This is a genomic window from Methylobacterium sp. 4-46 (genome assembly GCF_000019365.1).
Lineage (GTDB): Bacteria > Pseudomonadota > Alphaproteobacteria > Rhizobiales > Beijerinckiaceae > Methylobacterium.
In genome coordinates this window covers 5,285,674-5,305,893 of sequence record NC_010511.1, presented here as the reverse complement: position 1 = coordinate 5,305,893, position 20,220 = coordinate 5,285,674, and the positions used below count along the sequence as shown (strand labels likewise).

General features: G+C 73.5%; 19 protein-coding genes. 9 read left to right on the top strand and 10 right to left on the bottom strand.

Going from position 1 to position 20,220, the window contains the following annotated elements; all coding sequences use genetic code 11:
• Positions 1-58: 58 nt before the first annotated feature.
• A complete protein-coding gene (locus tag M446_RS23205; protein WP_012334544.1) occupies positions 59-1,108 on the bottom strand; it encodes a 30S ribosomal protein S2 in 1,050 nt (349 codons plus the stop codon).
• Positions 1,109-1,405: 297 nt separating this feature from the next.
• Here M446_RS23205 and M446_RS23200 point away from each other — a divergent pair, with 297 nt between their 5' ends.
• Positions 1,406-2,041, top strand: coding sequence for a glutathione S-transferase family protein (locus tag M446_RS23200; protein ID WP_012334543.1), 636 nt, complete (start codon positions 1,406-1,408; stop codon positions 2,039-2,041).
• A gap of 63 nt (positions 2,042-2,104) precedes the next feature.
• Here M446_RS23200 and M446_RS23195 read toward each other — a convergent pair whose 3' ends face one another.
• Both M446_RS23195 and M446_RS23190 read right to left on the bottom strand, forming a co-directional pair.
• Positions 2,105-3,361 carry a nitrate/nitrite transporter gene (locus tag M446_RS23195; RefSeq protein WP_012334542.1) on the bottom strand — a complete coding sequence of 419 codons (1,257 nt, stop codon included), beginning with the start codon at positions 3,359-3,361 and terminating at the stop codon, positions 2,105-2,107.
• Between the two features lie 274 nt (positions 3,362-3,635).
• Positions 3,636-4,313, bottom strand: coding sequence for an invasion associated locus B family protein (locus M446_RS23190; protein WP_012334541.1), 678 nt, complete (start codon positions 4,311-4,313; stop codon positions 3,636-3,638).
• A gap of 262 nt (positions 4,314-4,575) precedes the next feature.
• Here M446_RS23190 and M446_RS23185 point away from each other — a divergent pair, with 262 nt between their 5' ends.
• Positions 4,576-5,376, top strand: a complete 801-nt coding sequence (locus M446_RS23185; protein ID WP_236728881.1) for an FkbM family methyltransferase — start codon at positions 4,576-4,578, stop codon at positions 5,374-5,376.
• A gap of 28 nt (positions 5,377-5,404) precedes the next feature.
• Here the strand turns inward: M446_RS23185 and zwf are convergent, their stop codons facing one another.
• Together zwf and M446_RS23175 are read right to left on the bottom strand one after the other, a co-directional pair.
• The gene (gene zwf / locus M446_RS23180; RefSeq protein ID WP_012334539.1) at positions 5,405-6,886 is read right to left on the bottom strand and encodes a glucose-6-phosphate dehydrogenase; all 1,482 of its coding nucleotides are present in this window, start codon (positions 6,884-6,886) and stop codon (positions 5,405-5,407) included.
• Positions 6,887-6,997: 111 nt separating this feature from the next.
• Complete coding sequence (locus M446_RS23175; RefSeq protein ID WP_012334538.1) at positions 6,998-7,837, bottom strand: SDR family NAD(P)-dependent oxidoreductase; 840 nt, start codon at positions 7,835-7,837, stop codon at positions 6,998-7,000.
• A 217-nt stretch (positions 7,838-8,054) separates the two neighbouring features.
• On the opposite strand from M446_RS23175, the gene M446_RS23170 reads away from it, so the two are divergent.
• Positions 8,055-9,182, top strand: a complete 1,128-nt coding sequence (locus M446_RS23170; RefSeq protein WP_012334537.1) for an acyl-CoA dehydrogenase family protein — start codon at positions 8,055-8,057, stop codon at positions 9,180-9,182.
• A gap of 63 nt (positions 9,183-9,245) precedes the next feature.
• Here the strand turns inward: M446_RS23170 and M446_RS23165 are convergent, their stop codons facing one another.
• Positions 9,246-11,096: a sigma 54-interacting transcriptional regulator gene (locus tag M446_RS23165; protein ID WP_415926920.1), complete on the bottom strand. Its 1,851-nt coding sequence runs from the start codon at positions 11,094-11,096 to the stop codon at positions 9,246-9,248.
• A 267-nt stretch (positions 11,097-11,363) separates the two neighbouring features.
• On the opposite strand from M446_RS23165, the gene M446_RS23160 reads away from it, so the two are divergent.
• The 4 genes from M446_RS23160 to cynS all read left to right on the top strand — a co-directional run bounded on the left by M446_RS23160 (position 11,364) and on the right by cynS (position 15,136).
• Entirely contained in the window at positions 11,364-12,734 is a 1,371-nt protein-coding gene (locus tag M446_RS23160) for a CmpA/NrtA family ABC transporter substrate-binding protein (RefSeq protein ID WP_012334535.1), read from the top strand.
• 4 nt (positions 12,735-12,738) lie between these two features.
• A complete protein-coding gene (gene ntrB, locus M446_RS23155; RefSeq protein ID WP_012334534.1) occupies positions 12,739-13,578 on the top strand; it encodes a nitrate ABC transporter permease in 840 nt (279 codons plus the stop codon).
• A 4-nt stretch (positions 13,579-13,582) separates the two neighbouring features.
• Entirely contained in the window at positions 13,583-14,518 is a 936-nt protein-coding gene (locus M446_RS23150; protein ID WP_012334533.1) for an ABC transporter ATP-binding protein, read from the top strand.
• A gap of 129 nt (positions 14,519-14,647) precedes the next feature.
• Entirely contained in the window at positions 14,648-15,136 is a 489-nt protein-coding gene (cynS, locus tag M446_RS23145; RefSeq protein WP_012334532.1) for a cyanase, read from the top strand.
• Here the strand turns inward: cynS and M446_RS23140 are convergent.
• The gene (locus M446_RS23140) at positions 15,123-15,962 is read right to left on the bottom strand and encodes a ComF family protein (protein ID WP_012334531.1); all 840 of its coding nucleotides are present in this window, start codon (positions 15,960-15,962) and stop codon (positions 15,123-15,125) included. The genes cynS and M446_RS23140 overlap by 14 nt on opposite strands.
• 377 nt (positions 15,963-16,339) lie before the next feature.
• Here M446_RS23140 and M446_RS23135 point away from each other — a divergent pair, with 377 nt between their 5' ends.
• Together M446_RS23135 and M446_RS23130 are read left to right on the top strand one after the other, a co-directional pair.
• Entirely contained in the window at positions 16,340-17,218 is an 879-nt protein-coding gene (locus M446_RS23135; protein WP_012334530.1) for a methyltransferase domain-containing protein, read from the top strand.
• 4 nt (positions 17,219-17,222) lie between these two features.
• Positions 17,223-17,588: a DUF427 domain-containing protein gene (locus M446_RS23130; protein WP_012334529.1), complete on the top strand. Its 366-nt coding sequence runs from the start codon at positions 17,223-17,225 to the stop codon at positions 17,586-17,588.
• 139 nt (positions 17,589-17,727) lie between these two features.
• Here M446_RS23130 and M446_RS23125 read toward each other — a convergent pair whose 3' ends face one another.
• The 3 genes from M446_RS23125 to argJ form a co-directional block, all read right to left on the bottom strand.
• Positions 17,728-18,144, bottom strand: a complete 417-nt coding sequence (locus M446_RS23125) for a (deoxy)nucleoside triphosphate pyrophosphohydrolase (protein WP_012334528.1) — start codon at positions 18,142-18,144, stop codon at positions 17,728-17,730.
• A gap of 85 nt (positions 18,145-18,229) precedes the next feature.
• Positions 18,230-18,922: an SIMPL domain-containing protein gene (locus tag M446_RS23120; RefSeq protein WP_012334527.1), complete on the bottom strand. Its 693-nt coding sequence runs from the start codon at positions 18,920-18,922 to the stop codon at positions 18,230-18,232.
• A complete protein-coding gene (gene argJ, locus M446_RS23115; RefSeq protein ID WP_012334526.1) occupies positions 18,919-20,157 on the bottom strand; it encodes a bifunctional glutamate N-acetyltransferase/amino-acid acetyltransferase ArgJ in 1,239 nt (412 codons plus the stop codon). Before argJ ends, M446_RS23120 begins: the two co-directional genes overlap by 4 nt.
• Positions 20,158-20,220: the final 63 nt, after the last annotated feature.

Here is a 20,220-nt window from a genome sequence, read left to right as displayed (position 1 = left end):
AACGCTGTGCCGGCGCGGCCAGGCGCCGAGGCGCCGGCCGCTCACGCGGGCCGGCCGCTCACGCGGCCGCGGCGGCCTCCACGAAGGCGCGGGCCTGGTTGATCCAGCCGTCGCGCGCGATGCGGCCGTTGAGCTTCAGCTCGGCATCGACCTTGGCCACGTCCTCGGGCGCCATCGCGGCGATCTGCCAGTAGTGGTAGATGCCGGCGTCGTTGAGCTTCTGGACGAGCTGCGGGCCGACGCCCGTGAGCTTGGTCAGGTCGTCGGGCGCGCCGCGCGGGGCGGCGAGCAGCTCGAAGGGCTCGCCCACGTAGGGCTCGCTGATGTCGACCTGCGCCACCTCCGGCTCGTTGAGGTTGGCCGGCAGTTCCTCGGCGACCGGCTCCTCCGAGGCACCGATGTCGAGGCCGAGCGCGCCCTGGCCGCGGGAGATGCCGTCGATCGCCGCGCGGGCGATGAGGTCGCAGTAGAGCGCGATCGCGCGGCCCGCGTCGTCGTTGGCCGGGACCACGTAGGTGATGCCGTCCGGGTCGCAGTTGGTGTCGACGATGGCGGCGACCGGGATCCCGAGGCGCTTGGCCTCCTTGATCGCCAGCTGCTCCTTGTTGGTGTCGATCACGAACAGCAGGTCGGGCACGCCGCCCATGTCCTTGATGCCGCCGAGCGCCTTCTCGAGCTTGTCCTTCTCGCGGGACAGCATCAGGCGCTCCTTCTTGGTGAGGCCCTGGCCGCCGCCGGCCAGGACCTCGTCGACCTTGCGCAGGCGCTGGATCGAGCCCGAGATGGTCTTCCAGTTGGTGAGCGTGCCGCCGAGCCAGCGGGAATTCACGAAGTACTGGGCCGAGCGGCGCGCGGAATCCGCCACCACGTCCGCGGCCTGGCGCTTGGTGCCGACGAACAGCACCCGGCCGCCCTTGGCGACGGTGTCGCTCACCGCCTGCAGCGCCTGGTAGAGCGCCGGCACGGTCTGGGCGAGGTCGATGATGTGGATGTTGTTGCGGGTGCCGAAGATGAAGGGCTGCATCTTCGGGTTCCAGCGGTGCGACTGGTGGCCGAAATGGGCGCCGGCTTCGAGGAGCTGACGCATCGAGAAATCGGGAAGGGCCATGGGTCTCAATGCTCCGGTTCGATCCGCCGCGGAGGAAGCAGCCGGCCGAGTGCCGGCCACCGGAAACGCCTCATTCAGGCATGAGGCCGGCTCCGCGTGTGGGATGGCGGGCGCTTTATCGGATCGGGTTCCGAAAGGCAAGGCGACCCCTTGATCCGGCCGGCCGGTCGCCCGAGCGTGGCCTCGGCCCCGAATCGGGGCCGCTCGCGCTCCGGCGCGCCGCCACGCCCGTCCCCGGCAAGGGGCCGCGGCCGCGCGGCACGGAGCCCGCGGCACGGAGCCAAGGAGGATGCCTGCATGAATGCGGACCGCGTCACGCTCTACCACTCGCCGAACACGCGCTCGTCGAGCGCCCTGCTGCTGCTGGAGGAGCTGGGCGCCCCCTACGACCTCCAGGTGCTCAACATGAAGGCGGGGGAGAACCGGCAGCCGGCCTACCTGGCGGTCAATCCGATGGGGAAGGTCCCGGCCATCCGTCATCGCGGCGCGCTGGTCACCGAGCAGGTCGCGGTGTTCCTGTACCTCGCCGACGCCTTCCCGGAGGCGGGCCTCGCCCCGGCGATCGGCGATCCCCTGCGCGGACCCTACCTGCGCTGGATGGTCTATTACGGCAGCAGCTTCGAACCGGCGGTGGTCGACAAGGCGCGCGGGCTCGCCTCGGACGAGTCCGTCCGCGCGATGCTGCCCTACGGCAGCTACGAGGCCGCGCTCGCGGTGGTGAACGACCAGCTCCGCCAGGGGCCCTACCTCCTGGGCGAGCGCTTCACGGCCGCCGACATCCTCTGGGGGGCGGCGCTCACCTGGACGACGATGTTCGGATTCGTGCCCGAGACGCCGGAGATCGCCGCCTACGTGGCGCGCCACCAGGCGCGCCCGGCCGTGGCGCGGGTGCGCGAGAGGGACGCGGCCCTCGCCGCCGCGCAGGCCGCCTGAGCCCTCGCCCCGCCCGGCGCCGGGCCGCGCCCGGCGGGGTGGTCCCGCGCGCCGTCCCGGGCATCAGGCGCGCTGGGCGCCCGCCGCCAGGACGCCGCCCTCCCGCGCGGGCTCGGCGCTCAGCACCTTGCCGCGCGGGCCGACCCAGCGTCCGACCCACCGGCGCGACCACAGCGCCAGGCAGCCGAGCACCGCGGCCGCGAAGGCTGCGTAGAGGACGAAGCCGGCCGCGAAGCCGCCCGTGACCTGCTTCGACAGGCCCATGGCGTTCGGCAGGATCGCCCCGCCGAGGGCTCCGATCTCGCCGATCATCGAGCCCGCCACCGCGGTGTTGGTCGGCCAGCGCAGCGGCACGAGCTGGAACAGCGCTCCGTTCCCGGCCCCGAGCGCCGCGAAGCAGACCATGAACAGGATCGTGGTCGCCAGGAGCGGCGGCGAGGCGGTGAGGAGCAGGAACGAGCCGACCGCCGCGAGCAGCACCACGGTCAGCACCAGGATGCCGCCGATCCGGTCGGCGAAGTAGCCGCCCGCCACCCGGATGCCCGAGCCCATCAGCGCCGCCAGCATGGTCAGCCGGCCCGCCTCGACCTTGGTCACGGCGAACTGCTCGTAGAAGAAGGTCGGCAGGAAATTCGACAGCCCGATGAAGCCGCCGAACGTAATCACGTAGATCAGGTTGAAGGCCCAGCCGTCCTTCTCGAACAGGCAGGCGACGTGCTCGCGAAAGCTCTGATGCTCGCGGTCCGGGGGCTCCTTGGCGAGGATCACCATGACGAGGAGCGGCACGGCCATGACCAGGCCGGCGAAGCCGTAGACCGCCTGCCAGCCATAGGCCTGGGCGAGCGGCGGGGCGAACAGCACCGCGAGCACCGTGCCCGAATTGCCCGCGCCCGCGATGCCCATGGCGAGGCCCTTGTGCTCCGGCGGGAACCAGCCCGAGCCGAGCGACAGCGCCACCCCGAAGGAGGCGCCCGCGATGCCGAGCAGCACGCCCATGGCGAGCACGTCGCCGTAGCTCGACACCGCGAAGAAGCCGTACGCCATCGCCAGGATGATCAGCGACATCTCGGTCAGCGCGGCGTTCTTGCGGCCGATATACTGGGCGAGGACCCCGAGCGGGAAGCGCATGACGGCCCCCGCGAGGATCGGCAGGGAGATCATGAAGCCGGTCTGGGCCGGGGTGAGCCTGAAGGCCTCGGTGATGAACGGGCCCATCGCGCCGTTCAGCACCCAGATCGCGAAGCAGAAATCGAAGTAGAGGAACGCGGCGAAGAGCGTCAGGGGGTGCCCCGACTTCATCACGGTCTTGAGATCGGCCATGGATCGAGCCTCACGCGGAGCCCCCGCGGGGACGTCCGTGCGCTTCAGGGTGGGACGTGCGGACGCTCGGCGCGCATGGCCGTGTCCGTGATCCCGTCGATGCGGACGACCCTGTCCGTGGCTCGGGCGTCTTTGCCCGGTGGCGCCTTCGGCCAGCCTTCCTCGCCGCAAGCAGGAGCCGTGCCAGATCCTCCCCGGGGGCGCGGGCCCGCGCGCCGGGACCGCGGCGCAGGGCGTGGGCAGCGCTGCTGAAAGCGCGGGCAACCTGCCCGGATCAGCCCGAGAGGGCGGCCATGCGGGCGAAGGCCGCCGCGAAGCCCGAGAGCGGCACCGTGAAGGTCTCGGCCTCGCCGTTCTGCTTCATGCCGGTCACGCGCAGGGCGACGGCGGTCCGCATGGCGTCGGTGGCGACGGTCGGGAAGCTGATCGGGGCGATGCAGCCGGCCGTCACGCAGGTGGTGAAGGGGGCTCCCTTGCCCAGCGTCGCGTCGTCGAGCTTGAAGGTGATGCCCGGCTCGACCTGCAGCCCGAGCGGAACCAGCACGACGCCCTCGCTGCGGCCGTTCTGCGGCTGGCGCAGCTCGATGCTGAAGCGCCGCCGCCCGGTCTGGGAATCGCCCTGGGCCTGCGAGACCTGGCAGGTCCGCGCCTCGCCCTCGCGGCTGCAGCTGACCGTCCAGTCCCCGTAGACCTCGCTCACCGCGCTCGCCCCCGGCGGCCAGCCGGCCGGCGCGGCGGACGGGGCCGCCGCGGGGGCCGGGGCGGCGGGGGGCGGCGCGGGCCGGTGGGCCGGGGAGGGCCGGCGCGCGGGCTTCGCCGGGGCGTGAGCGGGAGCGGGGGCCGGGGCGGGCTCCGGAGCGGCCGGCGCCTCGCCCTCCTGGCCGAGCGCGCGGCCCGCGCCGAGCGCCAGGGCGAGGGTCAGGGCGAGACGGAACGGACGGCAGGACGGCATGGCGGCGGCACCCTCGGGAGATCGGCGCCCGGCCGGGCGCGACGGCCACCCTCTAGTGCGACCGGATCGGGAAGGGAAGGCGTCCCGGCGCTGCCGTATCCCATTGATAAATTTTGGAATTATACAAGCTACAGGGCGTTTCCGGCCGGCCTCGGCACCGACATCGCCGTCATCCTTCGGTAATCTTAGCGGAGGGTCGCGGCCGATGCTCTTCACCACACTATCGCCAAGGTTGAGCAGGGAGGAGGATTGCGTGGTGTCGATGCAGCTCGCGCGCCGGTTGACATTGCGGCTGCATCGGCTGCGCGCGGCCCAGCCGGTCGTGGAGGCGATCCAGCGCCGCTCCGCCCGCTTCGGCGTGCAGGAAGTCGCGGATTTCGACGGGAACCTGCGCATCGCCCTCGACCTCTGCGAGCAGGCGGCGAGCGACATCTTCTGGTGCGGCTATCACCGGCCCGGCGTGGTGCGCTGCCTCGACGGCCTGCTCGGGCCGGGCCAGGTCCTGTTCGACGTCGGCGCCCGGATCGGCGAGGTCACCCTGGTGGCGGCCAAGCGGGTCGGCCCGTCCGGCGCCGTCTTCGCCTTCGAGGCCCAGGCCGCGCAGCAGCGCAAGCTCGCCGCCAACGTGGCGGCCAACCGCCTGAACCAGGTCCGCTACGTGCCCTGCGACGCCGGCGCCGCCCCGGGAACCCGCCCGGTCGAGGCCCGCGCCGGCCGCTTCTTCGGGGAGGCGCGCGCCGGGGCCGGGCCGCGGGGCGCCGCGACCCTGCGGGCGGAGGTCACCACCATCGACGCGGTCGCCGGCCAGTACCGGCTGGAGCGCCTCGACGGGATCCGCCTCGGCGGCGAGGGACGGCCGCTGGCCGCCCTGCGCGGGGCCGCAAGCAGCCTCGCGCGCTTCGCGCCCTGGCTGGTCGTCGAGGGCGTCCCGGCGCAAGCCGACCTCGCCGCGCTGCTGCCCGGCTACCGCTTCCACCGCATCCGCTCGGACGGGGAGGTGGCGACCCTCGACGCGCCGGGCGCCGGGGAGGCCCTGCTCGGCCTGCCGGTCGCGCGCGCCTGAGGCGGGGCGCGCCCGGACGGGGAGGGGCTCAGGGGACGAGGTTCTCGTGCCAGGTCCTGCCGTCGCGCTCGATCAGCGCGATGGCCGCGGTCGGCCCCCAGGTGCCGGCCGGGTAGGGGCGGGGCGGCTCGGGCCGGTCCGCCCAGGCCTGCAGCACCCCGTCGGCCCAGGCCCAGGCCGCCTCGACCTCGTCGCGGCGCATGAACAGGGTCGCGTTGCCCCGCACCACGTCCATCAGCAGGCGCTCGTAGGCGTCCGGGTAGCGCTGGTTGAAGGTCTCCTCGAAGCTGATGTCGAGCCCCGTCGGCCGCAGCCGCATGCCGCCCGGGCCGGGCTCCTTCGTCATCACCTCGAGCTTGATGCCCTCCTCGGGCTGCAGCCGGATCACCAGCCGGTTCGGCTCCCGGGCGAAGGATTCCGGCGGGAAGATGCTGAAGGGCGAGGAGCGGAACTGCACCACGATCTCGGACATCTTCTGCGGCATGCGCTTGCCGGTGCGCAGGTAGAACGGCACGCCCGCCCAGCGCGGCATCAGGAGTTCGAGCTTCAGGGCCACGAAGGTCTCGGTGTGGCTGCGGGCGCCCTGGCCGAGATCGGCGAGGTAGCTCGGCACCGGCCTGCCGTCGACCGCGCCCGCCGCGTATTGGCCGCGCACCGTCAGGTGCGGGATCTCGTGCGACGGGATCGGCTTGAGCGCCCGCAGCACCTTCAGCTTCTCGTCGCGCACCGAATCCGGGTCGAGGGAGAGCGGGCTCTCCATGGCGGTGAGGCAGAGGAGCTGCAGCAGGTGGTTCTGCAGCATGTCCCGCAGGGCGCCGGACGTGTCGTAGTAGCCGCCGCGCCCCTCGACCCCGACCGTCTCGGCGACCGTGATCTGCACGTGGTCGATCACGTCGGCGTTCCACAGCCGCTCGAAGATCGTGTTGGCGAAGCGCAGGGCCAGCAGATTCTGCACCGTCTCCTTGCCGAGATAATGGTCGATGCGGAAGATCTGGCTCTCGGGAAAGACCTCGCCGACTTGGTCGTTGATGGCCCGCGCGGAGGCGAGATCGTGGCCGATCGGCTTCTCCAGGACGACCCGCGCCTTCGGCCCGATCAGCCCGTGGGCCGCGAGGTTGCGGCAGATCGGGCCGTAGAGGCTCGGCGAGGTGGCGAGGTAGTACGAGCGCACCTGGTCCGGGCGCTCGTCGAGGAGCCGCGCGAGGTCGTCCCAGCCCTCCTCGCCGAGCCCGTCCACGGCCACGTAGGTGATGTGGCTCAGGAAGCCCTGCACGGTCTCGGCGTCGAGATCCGCCGCCGGCACGTGCCGCCTGAGCGCCGCGAGCGCCATCTCGCGGTACTCCGAATCGGGGTGGTGGCTGCGCGCCGCCGCGACGATGCGGCTGGTCTCCGGGATCTGCCGGTCGCGGAACCGGTAGTAGAGCGCCGGCAGCAGCTTGCGCATCGTCAGGTCGCCGGTGGCGCCGAACACGACGCCGTCGAAGGAGGCGACGGGAATGATCTTGGGCATACGGCCTGCAATCTCCGGTAATCGGCCGCGGCACGATGCAAGCAAGCCGCCACGGGCCTGGAACGGCGCCCCGCGCTTCCCCGAAGGGCGGGTGCCCTTCGGGAAGCCGCGTCACGCGCCCATGTAGACCGAAAATGCGTCCTTGTAATCGGGGTGCCAGCGGGACAGGGCCGGTCTGTTCAGGAGAATGTCGTCGAGGCCCCAGCGCATCCGCCTCTCGTCCTGCTCCCGGGTGGTCTCGTTGTCGGGGCACAGGATGTAGAAGTCGCCGGCCGCGACGCCCCGCACCATCAGGGCCACCGTCTGCTCGGGCGTCCAGGCGGCGGCCGGCTTCTCGGACACCCCGCGGGCGCGGGTGAGGCCCGTATAGACGAAGCCCGGGATCAGCAGGTGGGCGGTGACCGGCACGGCGTGCTGGCGCAATTCGTGGGCGAGCGCCTCCGCGACGACCCGCACCCCCGCCTTGCTGACGTTGTAGGGAGTGTTGCCCGGCGGGGTCGTGATGCCCTGCTTGGAGCCGGTCACCACCAGGGCGGCCGGCGCCCCTGCCTCGATCAGCCCCGGCACGAAGACCTGCAGGGCGTTGATGACGCCCCAGAGATTCGTGTCGAGGATGCGCCGCCAGGTCGCCTCGTCCGAGAAGAAGCGCCCGCCGGCCTCGATCCCGGCATTCGCCATCACGAAGGAGATCGGGCCGAGATCCGTCGCGGCCGCGTGCAGGGCGGCGACCGCCTCCCGCCGCGCCACGTCGGTGGGCACGGCGCGCACCGCGGCGGCGCCCGCCTGCGCGACCGAGGCCGCGGCGGCGTCGAGCGCCTCGCCCGGGAGGTCGGCGAGAACCACGGCCATGCCGCGGCCGGCGCAATGGCGGGCGGCGGCGAGGCCGATGCCGCTCGCCGCCCCGGTGACGACGGCGACCCGGCCCGGCGCCAGGGCGGGATGATCTGTCATGCTGCGGATCCTGCTGAGGCGGAGGGATGCGCCGGCGAGATAGGGCGATGCGCCCCGGCGCCCACCGGGGCGCCCGCGGCCGCGGGGCGGGCCTCGGCCCGAACCCGCGGCGGGGCCTCGGCGGGAGCGGGTGGCACGGTTCTTGGACATGGCCCGGCGCCGGGCCCGACCGCGGAGGGGGCCAGCCGGGCCTCCGGGGTCCGCCGGGGAGACGACCATGCTGCGGGTGATGACGATGCAGGCGGAGCCGGACGGCCCCGCCGCGATCGAGACCATGCTGGCGGCGCTTCGCCGCGCCGCCGACCGCGACCTCGTTCCCCTCGTGCGCCGCATCGACGAGGAGGGCCTCTACCCGGAGGCGGCCCTGCGCGCCTTCGGGGCTGCCGGGGCCTACGCGGCGCATCTCCCGGCCGGCGGGCCGCGGGGTGCGGCGCATCTGGGCGGCGCCATCCAGGCCGTGGCGGAGGCCGGCGAGCACTGCCTCACCGCCGCCTACTGCATGACCTGCCAGGCCGCCCTCGCCTTCGTGATCGCCTGCAGCCACAATGCCGAGCTGCGCGACGGCCTCGGGCCGCGCGTCGCCGCGGGCACGGTGCTCGGCGGCGTCGGCCTCGCCAACCCGATCAAGACCTATCTGGGCCTGGAGCGCATCGCCCTCGACGGCGCCCGCGCGGCCGGGGGCTACCGGGTGAGCGGGACGCTGCCCTTCGTCTCGAATCTCGGTCCCGATCACGTCTTCGCCGCGGTCTTCGCCCGGCCGGAGGGGCGTACGGCCATGGCGGTGATGCGCTGCGGCGCCGAGGGGCTGCGCCTCGGCGAGCCGGGCCGCTTCCTCGCCCTCGGCGGCGCCCGGACCCGGGCGGTGGAGTTCCGCGACGTCTTCGTGCCCGACGAGGACCTGCTCGCCGATCCCCTCGAGGGCTTCTACAAGCGCGTCCGGGCGGCGGTGCTCCTGCTCCAGATCGGCATGGCGATCGGCCTCGTGCGCGGCTCCCTGCGCCTGATGTGCGACGTCGCCCGCGTGCTGGCGCCGGCGAACCGCGCCCTCGACGTCCAGCCCCGCGAGGTCTCCGACCGGCTCGACGCCCTGGAGGACGAGGTCGACCGCCTCGCCGCCACGCCCTTCGAGACCGATCCGGCCTACTGGCGCCGCGTGCTGGAGGCGCGGCTGGCGGCGAGCGAACTCGCCCTCTGCGCGGCGCAGAACGCGCTCCTGCATTGCGGGACGGCGGGCCTGCTCGTCGGGGCCGGGGCGCAGCGCCGCCTGCGCGAGGCGTGCTTCCTGGCGGTGGCGACGCCGGCGATCAAGCACCTCAAGCGGATGCTGGCCGAGTTGCAGCACTAGGGTGGGGCGCGGGGGCCGAGGCGCCGCGCCCGCGCCGTCCCCGGATCGCCCCGCGCCAAGGGGTCACGTGTCCGGGCAGGGCGCGGGCGAGCCGGAGCGGCGCCGCAGGCCGAGCGCCTTGATCCGCGAGGCGAGCGTCGTCGGCTTGACGCCGAGGAGCGCCGCCGCGCCGCCCGGCCCGAACACCCGTCCGCCGCAGAGCGCCAGCGCCCGCTCGATGTCGGCCCGGTCGCGGGCCCGGCGCTCCGCCTCGGTGAGGGGCGCCTCCCGCGGCGCCGGCCGGGAGGCCGCGGGCGGGGAGGGCGCGTCGGTCTCCGGCAGGTCGAGGCGCAGGCGCCCGCGCACGGCCAGGATCGCCGCCCGCTCGATCACGTTCTCCAACTCCCGCACGTTGCCCGGCCAGGCGTAGGCGGTGAGCCGGCGCACGTCCCCCTCCGTCAGGCGCAGGTCGGGGATCGCGAGCTTGCGCGACACCCCCCGCAGCACGTGCTGGGCGATGAGCGGGATGTCGTCGGGCCGCTCCCGCAGCGGGGCGGCCAGGATCGGGAAGACGTTGAGGCGGAAGTAGAGGTCCTCGCGGAAGCGCCCGCGCCGGACCTCCGCCCGCAGGTCGCGGTTCGTCGCCGCGATCACCCGCACGTCGACCGCCCGCGTCCGCTCCTCGCCGACCCGCTCGAATTGCCGCTCCTGCAGCACCCGCAGCAGCTTGCCCTGCAGGTCGAGGGGGATCTCGCCGACCTCGTCGAGGAAGAGCGTGCCGCCATCGGCCAGTTCGAAGCGGCCGACCCGGTCGCGCAGGGCTCCCGTGAAGGCGCCGCGCGCGTGGCCGAAGAACTCGCTCTCGAAGAGTTCGCGGGGCACGGCGGCGCAGTTCACCCGGATCAGCGGCCGCTCGCGCCGCCGGCTCGCCTCGTGGATCGCCCGGGCGATCAGCTCCTTGCCGGTGCCGGATTCGCCCGTGACCAGCACGGTCGCGTCGGTGGCGGCGACGAGGTCGATCTGCTGGCGCAGGCGCTCGGTGGCCGGGCTGCGCCCGATGATCCCGAGGTGCCGGCTCTCCAGCCGGATCTCCTCCTTCAGGTAGGCGTTCTCGCGCTCCAGGCGCTCGCGCAGCGATTCGACCTCGGCGAGCGCGTGGCGCAGGCGCTCCTCCGCCTCGCGGCGCTGGCTGATGTCCCGGAACACGATCACCGCGCCGAGGAGCCGGCCGCGGTCGCGGATCGGCGTCGAGGTGTACTCGACCGGGAAGCACGACCCGTCCCGGCGCCAGAACACCTCGTCCTCGACGTGGTGCACGGCGCCGTCCCGGAAGGCGGCGTAGATCGGGCAGTCCCGGTGCGGATAGGGGTGGCCGTCCGGCCGCGTGTGGTGGACGGTCGCGTGCATGTCCTTGCCGACGAGGTCGGCGGCGGACCAGCCGAGCATCCGCTCGGCGGCCGGGTTGATGAAGGTGGTCACCCCCTCCGCGTTGACCCCGTAGATGCCCTCGCCCGCCGCCCGCAGGATCAGCTGATTCTCCCGCTCGATGTCGCGGAAGATCCGCTCCACGCGCTGCCACTCGGCGATGCCCGCGCGCATGTGGCGGTCGGCCTCGGCGTCGACGAGGCGGCGGTGCCGCTCCTCCGGATCGGCCAGGCAGAGGAGGAGGGTGCGGCGCCCGTCGAGGTCGAGCAGCGAGGCCGCGCAGTCGAGGTGCAGCGCCGTCCCGTCCGCGTGGCGCGGGGTGAGGGCGTGGGTCCAGGCGCGGCCCTTCGCCAGGGCCGCCTCGGTGAAGACCACCAGGGCCGGCAGCTGACCCGGATGCAGGGCGCTCGCCCGCATGCCCCGCAGCGCCGCCCGGGCGTGGCCGAGCAGGCGCTCGGCCGCCGGGTTCGCGTCCAGGATCGCGTCCTCGGCCGGGTCGAGGACCAGCATCGCCTCGGGCGCGCCCTCGAAGACCGGGCCGAGGGCGGGCGGGGCGTCGGGGCGGGCGGGCGCGTGCAAGGGGTCCTCCGGGCCGGGACCGTCGCGGGATCACGAGATCTCGTGGCAGACACTGCGAAGGATCGTGAATCACGACATCTCGTGGTCCTCCCGTGTAAGGCTAAGCTTCTCGTTCCGCAAGGTTTTCGTGGCCGGGCCGGCTTGGCACGCGCCTTGCCAACCTGCTGGCCCATGGAGTCCGGCTCGCGAGAGGACACGATGGCCCTGTTCGACGATCCCTTCGACGCGCGGCGGCGCCTGCGGCGGGGCGGTTGCGCCTGCGGCGCGCACGAGAGCCAGGCCGCGCACGACGCGGCCGCGGCCGCGGAGGCTCCGGCGGAGGCGCGGGCCGAGCGGCTGGTGGAGGGCGCGGTGATGCGGGCGCTCTTCCCCCGCGACGCCACCCGCCGGGCCTTCCTGGCGGCGGTGGGGGCGGGGGCGGCGGCGGCCGCCCTGCGCGAGGTGCTGCCGATCGGCTTCGTCACGGAGGCCTTCGCGCAGGCCGGCGCGCCGGAGCGGAAGGACCTCAAGGTCGGCTTCATCCCGATCACCTGCGCGACGCCGATCATCATGGCGGCGCCGATGGGCTTCTACGCCAAGCAGGGCCTCGCCGTGGAGGTGGTGAAGACCGCCGGCTGGGCCGTCATCCGCGACAAGACCCTGAGCAAGGAGTACGACGCCGCCCACATGCTCGCGCCGATGCCGATCGCGATCTCGCTCGGCATCGGCTCGACCCCGCAGCCCTACACGATGCCGGCGGTCGAGAACGTCAACGGGCAGGCGATCACCCTCTCGGTGAAGCACAAGGACCGGCGCGATCCCAAGTCCTGGAAGGGCTTCAGGCTCGCGGTGCCGTTCGACTACTCGATGCACAATTACCTGCTGCGCTACTACCTGGCGGAGCACGGCATCGACCCGGACACCGACGTGCAGATCCGGGCCGTGCCGCCGCCCGAGCTGGTCGCCAACCTGCGGGCAGAGAACATCGACGGGTTCCTGGCGCCGGACCCGGTCAACCAGCGCGCGGTCTACGACGGGGTCGGCTTCATCCACCTCCTCTCGAAGGAGATCTGGGACCGGCATCCCTGCTGCGCCTTCGCGGCCTCGCAGGCCTTCGCCACCGAGACGCCCAACACCTACGCGGCCCTGCTGCGGGCGATCATCGAGGCGACCGCCTACGCCTCGAAGCCGGAGAACCGCAAGGAGATCGCGGCCCAGATCGCGCCGGCCAACTACCTCAACCAGCCCGTGACGGTGGTGGAGCAGGTGCTCACCGGCACCTTCGCGGACGGGCTCGGCAGCGTGCGCAGGGTGCCCGACCGGATCGATTTCGACGCGTTCCCGTGGCACTCCTTCGCGGTCTGGATCCTCACCCAGATGAAGCGCTGGGGGCAGGTCAAGGGCGACCTCGACTACCGGGCGGTGGCCGAGAAGGTCTACCGCGCCACGGACGCCGCCAAGCTGATGGCGCAGGCCGGGCTCAACCCCCCCGCCGCCACCTCGAAGACCTTCGTGGTCATGGGCCGGACCTTCGACCCCGACAGGCCCAAGGAGTACCTCGACTCCTTCGCCATCAGGCGCGCGAGCTGACCCGGTGCGCGCCTCCCTGTCCGCGCGCGCGGGGCTCGTCTCCGCGCTCCTCCTCCTCGCCTTCCTGCTGGTCTGGCACCTCGGCGTCGCGGGCACCGGCCGGACGGAGGCGATGGACCCCGAATACGCCGCCCTGATGGGCCAGAGCGCCACGACGGGCAGGTCCGCCATGCCCGGCCCCCTCGACGTCGGCGCCACGATCTGGCGCCACCTGCGGGATCCGTTCTACGACCGCGGCCCGAACGACAAGGGGCTCGGCATCCAGCTCGCCCACTCGGTCGCGCGGGTCGGGCTCGGCTATCTCCTCGCCGTGCTGGTGGCGCTCCCGCTCGGCTTCCTGATCGGCATGTCGCCGCTGATGAGCCGGGCGCTCGACCCGTTCATCCAGGTGCTGAAGCCGGTCTCGCCGCTCGCCTGGATGCCGCTCGCCCTCTACACGATCAAGGATTCCGGCCTCTCGGCGATCTTCGTGATCTTCATCTGCTCGCTCTGGCCGATGCTGATCAACACCGCCTTCGGGGTCGCCGGGACCCGGCGGGAGTGGCTCAACGTCGCCCGCACCCTGGAGGTCGGGCCCCTGCGGCGGGCCTTCACGGTGATCCTGCCGGCCGCCGCCCCCACCATCCTCACCGGCATGCGCATCTCGATCGGCATCGCGTGGCTCGTGATCGTCGCCGCCGAGATGCTGGTTGGCGGCACCGGCATCGGCTACTTCGTCTGGAACGAGTGGAATAACCTCTCGATCACCAACGTGATCACCTCGATCCTGGTGATCGGCCTCGTCGGCATGGTCCTCGACCAGCTGCTGGCCCGCGCGCAGCGCCTCGTGACCTTCCCGGAGTGAGGCCGTGGCGACGCTGCTCCCCTTCCGCACCCCTCCTGCGCCCGGGATCACCATGTCCGACGACCGCTACGTCTCGATCGAGGGGATCGCGCGCCGCTACGCCGCGCCCGGCGGCGGCACCACCACCGTGTTCGAGAACCTGTGGCTGCCGATCCGGCGCGGCGAGTTCGTCTGCATGGTCGGCCATTCCGGCTGCGGCAAGACCACTCTCCTCAACATCTTGGCCGGGCTCGACGCCCCCTCCGAGGGCGTCGTGATCGCGGACGGCCGCGAGATCGCGGGACCGAGCCTCGATCGGGCCGTGATCTTCCAGGGCCACGCGCTGCTGCCCTGGCGCACGGTGCTCGGCAACGTCGCCTACGCGGTCGCCTCGCGCTGGCGCGGGGCGCGCCGGGCCGAGATCGAGGCGAGGGCGCGCCGGGCGATCGCCACGGTCGGGCTCGCCGGGTCCGAGCACAAGCGCCCGGCGGAGCTGTCGGGGGGCATGAGGCAGCGCGTCGGCATCGCCCGGGCGCTCGCCATTGAGCCGAAGATGCTGCTGATGGACGAGCCCTTCTCGGCGCTCGACGCGCTCACCCGCGGCACCCTGCAGGACGAGGTGCGCCGGATCTGCCTCACCACCGGCCAGACCGTCTTCATGATCACCCACGACGTCGACGAGGCGATCTACCTCGCCGACCGGATCGTGCTGATGACCAACGGGCCCGAGGCGCGGCTGGCCGAGATCGTCGAGAACCCGCTGCCGGCCGGCCGCGACCGGGCGAACCTGCACCACGCCCCCGGCTACACCGCCCTGCGCAACCACCTGATCGATTTCCTGGTCACGCGCAGCCGCACCTTCCGGGAGGCGCCGCCGCCCGGCTACGACCCGCGCCACCCGCCCGTCCTGCGCCCGGCCGCCTGCGAGGCCGATGCCCTCGCGGCCGCCCGGCGCGCCTGATCCGCTGTCCGGACAATCACGTCCGGACAGCGGATCATAAGCCCGCGCGGCGCTTGAGCGAAGTCGAAATCCGCATTGCGAGGCAATTCGTCGGATTTCGTATGTGACCCACCAGCAAGGGAGACACCGATGAAGCGCGAAGACCTCACGGAGAAGCTGCTCGACATCAAGCGCGAGAAGGGCTGGACCTGGAAGTTCATCCAGGAGGAGATCGGCGGCGTGTCGCCGATCCTGATCACGGCGGCCTGCCTCGGCCAGATGAAGCTGCCGAAGGCCCAGGCCCGCAAGGCCGCCGCCCTGTTCGGCCTGTCGGAGGCGGAGGAGCGCCTGCTCAACGAGGCGCCCTATCGCGGCTCGATCCCGTCCATGCCGCCGACCGACCCGCTGATCTACCGCTTCTACGAGCTGGTCATGGTCTACGGCACCACCTGGAAGGAGCTGATCCAGGAGGAGTTCGGCGACGGCATCATGTCGGCGATCGACTTCAACATGGAGATGGCGCGCGAGGCCAACAACAAGGGCGACCGGGTGAAGCTCACCATGTCGGGCAAGTTCCTGCCCTACAAGTATTACGGCAACGAGGAGGGGGTGCCGGAATACGGCTTCAAGGAGCCGTGAGCGGCTCGGGCGCGGCCTCCCCGCCGAGGACGCGCCCGTCCTGCACCACGCAGGCGAAGGCGAGCACGTCGACCGCCGCGGCGCCGCCGCGCAGCAGCGCCCGGGCGGCCGCGTTGGCGGTCGAGCCCGTCGTGATGACGTCGTCGACCAGGAGGACGCGCCGGCCGGCGAGCCGCGGCCTCGCCGCCTCCGGCACCCGGAAGGCGCCCTGCAGGTTCTCGGCCCGCGCCGCGCGGCTGAGCCCGACCTGGGGCCGGGTGCGCTTCACGCGCGCGAGCAGGTCCGGCGCGACCGCGAGGCCGCTGCCGCGCGTGGCGTGGCGCGCGAGCAGCATCGCTTGGTTGAAGCGGCGCCACCACAGGCGCCAGCGCCAGAGCGGGACCGGCACCGCGACGTCGGCCTCGGCGATCAGCTCCCGCCCGGCCCGCGCCATCATGGCGCCCATCGCGGCGGCGAGATCGAGCCGGTCCTCGTATTTGAGCCGGTGCACGAGGCGCTTGGCGGTGGCGTCGTAGCGCAGGGCCGCCCGCGCCCGCCCGAAGACCGGCGGGTCGGCCATCGCGGCCGGGGAGAGGAGCCCCAGGACGCCGAGATCGACCGCGAAGGGGGTGCCGAGCCGCTCGCAATAGGGGCGCTCGATGAAGCGGACCCCGCGCCAGCATGCGGGGCAGAGGGCGTGGGGCAGGCCGGTGGCGGCCCCGCAGGCGATGCAGGTCGGCGGGTAGACGAGGCCGAGGAGCGCGTCGCGGGCGGCGCCGGGCAGGGACGCCGCGAGGCGGAGCGTTCCCCGCCGGAGCCGGCTCGCGGCACCCGCCTGCCCGTTCATCTCCGCCCGACCGCCCGCATTCCGCTGCGTCAGAATAGACCTCATCGCCCGATGAAGTCATCCGCCTTCCGGAAAATCACTTCCGGAAGGCGGATGACCAGCCCGCGCGGCGCTTGAGCGACGCCGACATCCGCATGGCCGAAATGGGAGATGGCGAAGCAATCCGTCGGCTGTCGTATCACCGGTTCGGCGGCACGGACGAGGCCGGAACGGCGGGCCGAGCAGGATTGCGGGGGTCGTTCCGCTCGGCGCCGAGCGCGGGGGCCGCGACCTGCCGCGATCGCCGCAGCCCGGGGCGGCGGCCCTCGCGACATTCTCCGCCGCCGCGGCCGGTCCGCCCTGGCGCCGGGAGCGCGCGCGCGCCATCTACCCTGCGCATGTCGACTCCGCCGCCCCTCTTCGACGCCGCCCTGATCCGCAAGCGCCTCGCCCGGGCTCGGGCCTCCGGCTTCGCCGATTTCCTGGTGGCGCGGGCCTCCGAGGATCTCGGCGAGCGCCTCGGCACGGTGCTGCGCCGCTTCGATGCCGCCCTCGATTGCGGCAGCCCGACGACGGGCGCCGCCGCGTGGCTGCGGGAGAGCGGCCGCGCCGCCTCGGTGGTGCGGCTCGCCCCGATCCCGGAGCCGCCCCGTGCGGGGATCGCGCTCGCGGTCGGCGACGCGGAGGCGCTGCCCTTCGGCGAGGCCCGCTTCGACCTCGCCCTGTCGCTCCTCGCCCTGCAGCACGCCAACGACCTCCCCGGGGCGCTGATCCAGCTGCGGCGCGCCCTCAGGCCCGACGGGCTCTTCGTCGGCTGCCTGATGGGCGGGCGCTCGCTCACCGAGCTGCGTCAGGTGCTGGCCGAGGCCGAGAGCGAGGTCGAGGGCGGGGTCAGCCCCCGCGTCGCGCCCTTCGCGGAGGTGCGCGACCTCGGGGCGCTGCTGCAGCGCGCCGGCTTCGCCCTGCCGGTGACGGATGTCGAGACCGTGCCGGTGCGCTACGCCACGCCCTTCGGCCTGATGCGCGACCTGCGCGCCATGGGCCTCACCAACGCCCTGCGGGAGCGGCGCGGCAGCTTGCGCCGCGCGACGCTGCTGCGGGCCGCGGCGCTCTACGCCGAGCGCTTCGCGGATCCGGACGGGCGCGTGCGCGCCACCTTCGAGCTGATCTGGCTGTCCGGCTGGGTGCCGCACGAGAGCCAGCAGAAGCCCCTCCGGCCCGGCAGCGCCCGGATGCGCCTCGCCGACGCCCTTGGCACCACCGAGCACAGGAGCTGACCCGATGAAGGAGCCCGGTCCCGACCACCCGATCGCCGTCACGCCGAACCCGCACCGCATCCGCGTGGTGCTGGGCGGCGTCATCGTCGCGGAGACCACCCGCGCCCTCACCCTGCGCGAGGCCGGGCTGCCGCCCGTCCAGTACATCCCGCGCGAGGACGCCGCCTGGGACCTGTTCGAGAAGACCAGCCACACCACCCACTGCCCCTACAAGGGCGAGGCGAGCTACTACGCGCTGACGGCCGGCGGCGTGGAGCGCGCCAACGCGGTCTGGAGCTACGAATCCCCGTTCCAGGCGGTGGCGGCGATCAAGGACCACCTCGCCTTCTACCCGAACAAGGTCGACGCGATCGAGGAATTCACGGAGTGATCCGGGATCCGCTTGGATCAAGCGGATCCCATATCCCAAGCCCGCGCGGCGCCTGAGCGACGCCGACATCCGCATGGCCGACATGGGAAATGGCGAAGCCATCGACCGGATGTCGCATGAGGGCGCGGATCGCCCGCCGTCACGGCCCGAGCAGGTCGACGAGGGCCGGCAGCAGGGGCAGGTCGGCGGGCGGCATCGGGTAGGTCGCGAGGTCGCGCGGGCGCACCCACTTGAGCGCCTGGCCCTCGCGCGGCTGCACCGGCCCCTCCCAGCGCCGGCAGATGTAGAGCGGCATCAGCAGGTGGAAGCCCTCATAGGCGTGGCTCGCGAAGGTGAGGGGGGCGAGGCAGGCCTCCCGCACGACGATGCCGAGCTCCTCGGCCAGTTCGCGGATCAGCGTCGCCTCGGGGCGCTCTCCCGGCTCGATCTTGCCGCCCGGGAATTCCCAGAGGCCGGCCAAGCTCTTGCCCTCGGGGCGCTGGGCCAGGAGCACGCGCCCGTCCGCGTCCACGAGGGCGACGGCGACGACGAGGAGGAGTTTCAGCGGGTCGGCCATGGACGCGGTTATCCCGGCGGGAGCGGTATGGGAAGCTCGCCCGGCCTCCCGATCGGGACGGCCGCCCCTCAGGGGGCGATGCCCCTCAGGGGGCGATGGTCCAGGTGACCTCGACCGCGGCGCTCACCTCGACGGTTCCGGCCTCGATCGGCACCGCCGGGCCCCTCGCCTTCGCGGCGAAGGCCCGGCCCAGCGGGACCGGCGCGTCGCTGCGGGGCGGGGAGACGATCGCCTCGATCCGGCCGAGGCGCAGCGAGGCCGCCCGCGCCAGGGTCTCCGCCTGCCTGACCGCGTCCGCGACGGCGGCGGCCCGCGCCTCGTCCTCGGCCCGGGCGGGGTCGCGCAGCCCGAAGCTCACCCCGTTGATGCGGTCGGCCCCGCCGTCGACGGTGCGGCGCATCAGGTCGCCGAGGCGGCCCGGCTCGGCGAGCCGGATCTGCACCGCGTTCACCGCCAGGTAGCCGTCCGGGGCGTCGCGGACCGTCCCGCCCGGCTCCCGGGCCGGACGGGTGAGCGGCTGCAGCGTCACCGCGGAGGTCGAGACCTCGGCGCCGAATTCCTTGGCGAGGTCGATGAGCCGGCGCGCCGCCTCCGAGTTCTGGTCGAGGGCGGCGGCGGCGCTCGGGCCGCGGCGCTCCACCGCGATCGTGACCGTGACCTCGTCGGGCGGGAGCGCGGTGCTCGCGCGGCCGATCACGCGGATCCGGCCCGCCTCCTGGGCGGCGGCCGGCCCGGCGAGCAGGAGGGCGAGGGCCGCCGCGGCGAGGGCGCGCCTCACGAGCGGTAATCCCCGTTGATCTCCACGTAGGCCTTGGTCAGGTCGCAGGTCCAGACCCGGGCCGCGCCGGCCCCGAGGCCGAGATCGACCCGGATCGTCACCTCCTGGCGGCGCATCACGGCGCTGGCCGCCTCCTCGCTGTAGGCCGGGTCGCGGGCCCCATCGACCGCCACGCGCACGTCCCCGAACCAGATCGCGAGGCGGTCGCGCTCGGCGGGTTCGCCGGCCTTGCCGACCGCCATCACGACGCGGCCCCAATTGGCGTCCTCCCCGGCCACCGCGGTCTTCACCAGGGGCGAGTTGGCGATCGAGAAGGCGATCCGGCGCGCCGAGGCGTCGTCGGCGGCGCCCTCGACCCGCACGGTCACGAACTTGCGGGCGCCCTCGCCGTCGCGCGCCACCAGCTGGGCGAGTTCGACCAGGAGGTCGTCGAGCGCGGCCGCGAATTCCGCCAGGCGCGGATCCTCCGCCGTCGTCACCGGGGCGTGGCCGGCCCGGCCGGTGGCGAAGAGGAGCAGCGTGTCGGAGGTGGACGTGTCGCCGTCGACGGTGACGCAGTTGAAGCTCCGCTCCGCCCCGGCGCGCAGGAGCTCCTGCAGCACCGGCGCCGCGACCGCCGCGTCCGTGAACACGAAGGACAGCATCGTCGCCATGTCGGGAGCGATCATGCCGGCCCCCTTGGCCATGCCGTTGATCGTCACCTCCCGGTCGCCGAGCCGCACGCGGCGGGTCGCGAGCTTCGGGAACGTATCGGTGGTCATGATCGCCCGGGCGGCCTCGGCCCAGTTCTCCGAACCGGGGCTCGCGCGGCCGGCGCAGGCGGTGAGCACGCCCTCGAACTTGCTGGCGTCGAGGGGCTCGCCGATCACCCCGGTCGAGGCGACGAAGACCTGCTCGGGCGCGCAATCCGCGGCCGCGGCGGCGATCTCCGCCGTGAGCGCGACGGCCTGGCGGCCCTTCAGCCCCGTGAAGGCGTTGGCATTGCCGGAATTGACGACCAGGGCGCGCGCCTCGCCCCCGCCGAGCTGGGCGCGGCACCAATCCACCGCCGCCGAGGGGCATTTCGAGCGGGTGAAGACGCCCGCGACCTGCGCGCCCGGATCGAGCAGCACGAGGAGCACGTCCGTGCGCCCCTTGTAGCGGATACCCGCCTGCGCGGTGGCGAGGCGCACGCCCGCGATCGGCGGCAGGTCGGGCACGTCGGCGGGGGCGAGCGGGGAGACGGGATGGGACATGCGAATCTCCGGCCTTCCGCCGGCCCCTCGGCCGGCGCGGCGGTGTGGCCCGGCGCGTGCCCA

Bases quoted from the DNA above. Each gene is read 5' to 3' on its own strand.
- M446_RS23160 (WP_012334535.1), top strand. From the start codon at position 11,364: ATGGCCCTGTTCGACGATCCCTTCGACGCGCGGCGGCGCCTGCGGCGG.
- M446_RS23190 (WP_012334541.1), bottom strand. From the start codon at position 4,313: ATGCCGTCCTGCCGTCCGTTCCGTCTCGCCCTGACCCTCGCCCTGGCG.
- M446_RS23140 (WP_012334531.1), bottom strand. From the start codon at position 15,962: ATGAACGGGCAGGCGGGTGCCGCGAGCCGGCTCCGGCGGGGAACGCTC.
- M446_RS23135 (WP_012334530.1), top strand. From the start codon at position 16,340: ATGTCGACTCCGCCGCCCCTCTTCGACGCCGCCCTGATCCGCAAGCGC.
- argJ (WP_012334526.1), bottom strand. From the start codon at position 20,157: ATGTCCCATCCCGTCTCCCCGCTCGCCCCCGCCGACGTGCCCGACCTG.
- M446_RS23185 (WP_236728881.1), top strand. From the start codon at position 4,576: ATGCAGCTCGCGCGCCGGTTGACATTGCGGCTGCATCGGCTGCGCGCG.
- M446_RS23165 (WP_415926920.1), bottom strand. From the start codon at position 11,096: ATGCTGGTCCTCGACCCGGCCGAGGACGCGATCCTGGACGCGAACCCG.
- M446_RS23125 (WP_012334528.1), bottom strand. From the start codon at position 18,144: ATGGCCGACCCGCTGAAACTCCTCCTCGTCGTCGCCGTCGCCCTCGTG.
- M446_RS23175 (WP_012334538.1), bottom strand. From the start codon at position 7,837: ATGACAGATCATCCCGCCCTGGCGCCGGGCCGGGTCGCCGTCGTCACC.
- M446_RS23195 (WP_012334542.1), bottom strand. From the start codon at position 3,361: ATGGCCGATCTCAAGACCGTGATGAAGTCGGGGCACCCCCTGACGCTC.
- zwf (WP_012334539.1), bottom strand. From the start codon at position 6,886: ATGCCCAAGATCATTCCCGTCGCCTCCTTCGACGGCGTCGTGTTCGGC.
- M446_RS23205 (WP_012334544.1), bottom strand. From the start codon at position 1,108: ATGGCCCTTCCCGATTTCTCGATGCGTCAGCTCCTCGAAGCCGGCGCC.
- M446_RS23200 (WP_012334543.1), top strand. From the start codon at position 1,406: ATGAATGCGGACCGCGTCACGCTCTACCACTCGCCGAACACGCGCTCG.
- cynS (WP_012334532.1), top strand. From the start codon at position 14,648: ATGAAGCGCGAAGACCTCACGGAGAAGCTGCTCGACATCAAGCGCGAG.
- M446_RS23170 (WP_012334537.1), top strand. From the start codon at position 8,055: ATGCTGCGGGTGATGACGATGCAGGCGGAGCCGGACGGCCCCGCCGCG.
- M446_RS23130 (WP_012334529.1), top strand. From the start codon at position 17,223: ATGAAGGAGCCCGGTCCCGACCACCCGATCGCCGTCACGCCGAACCCG.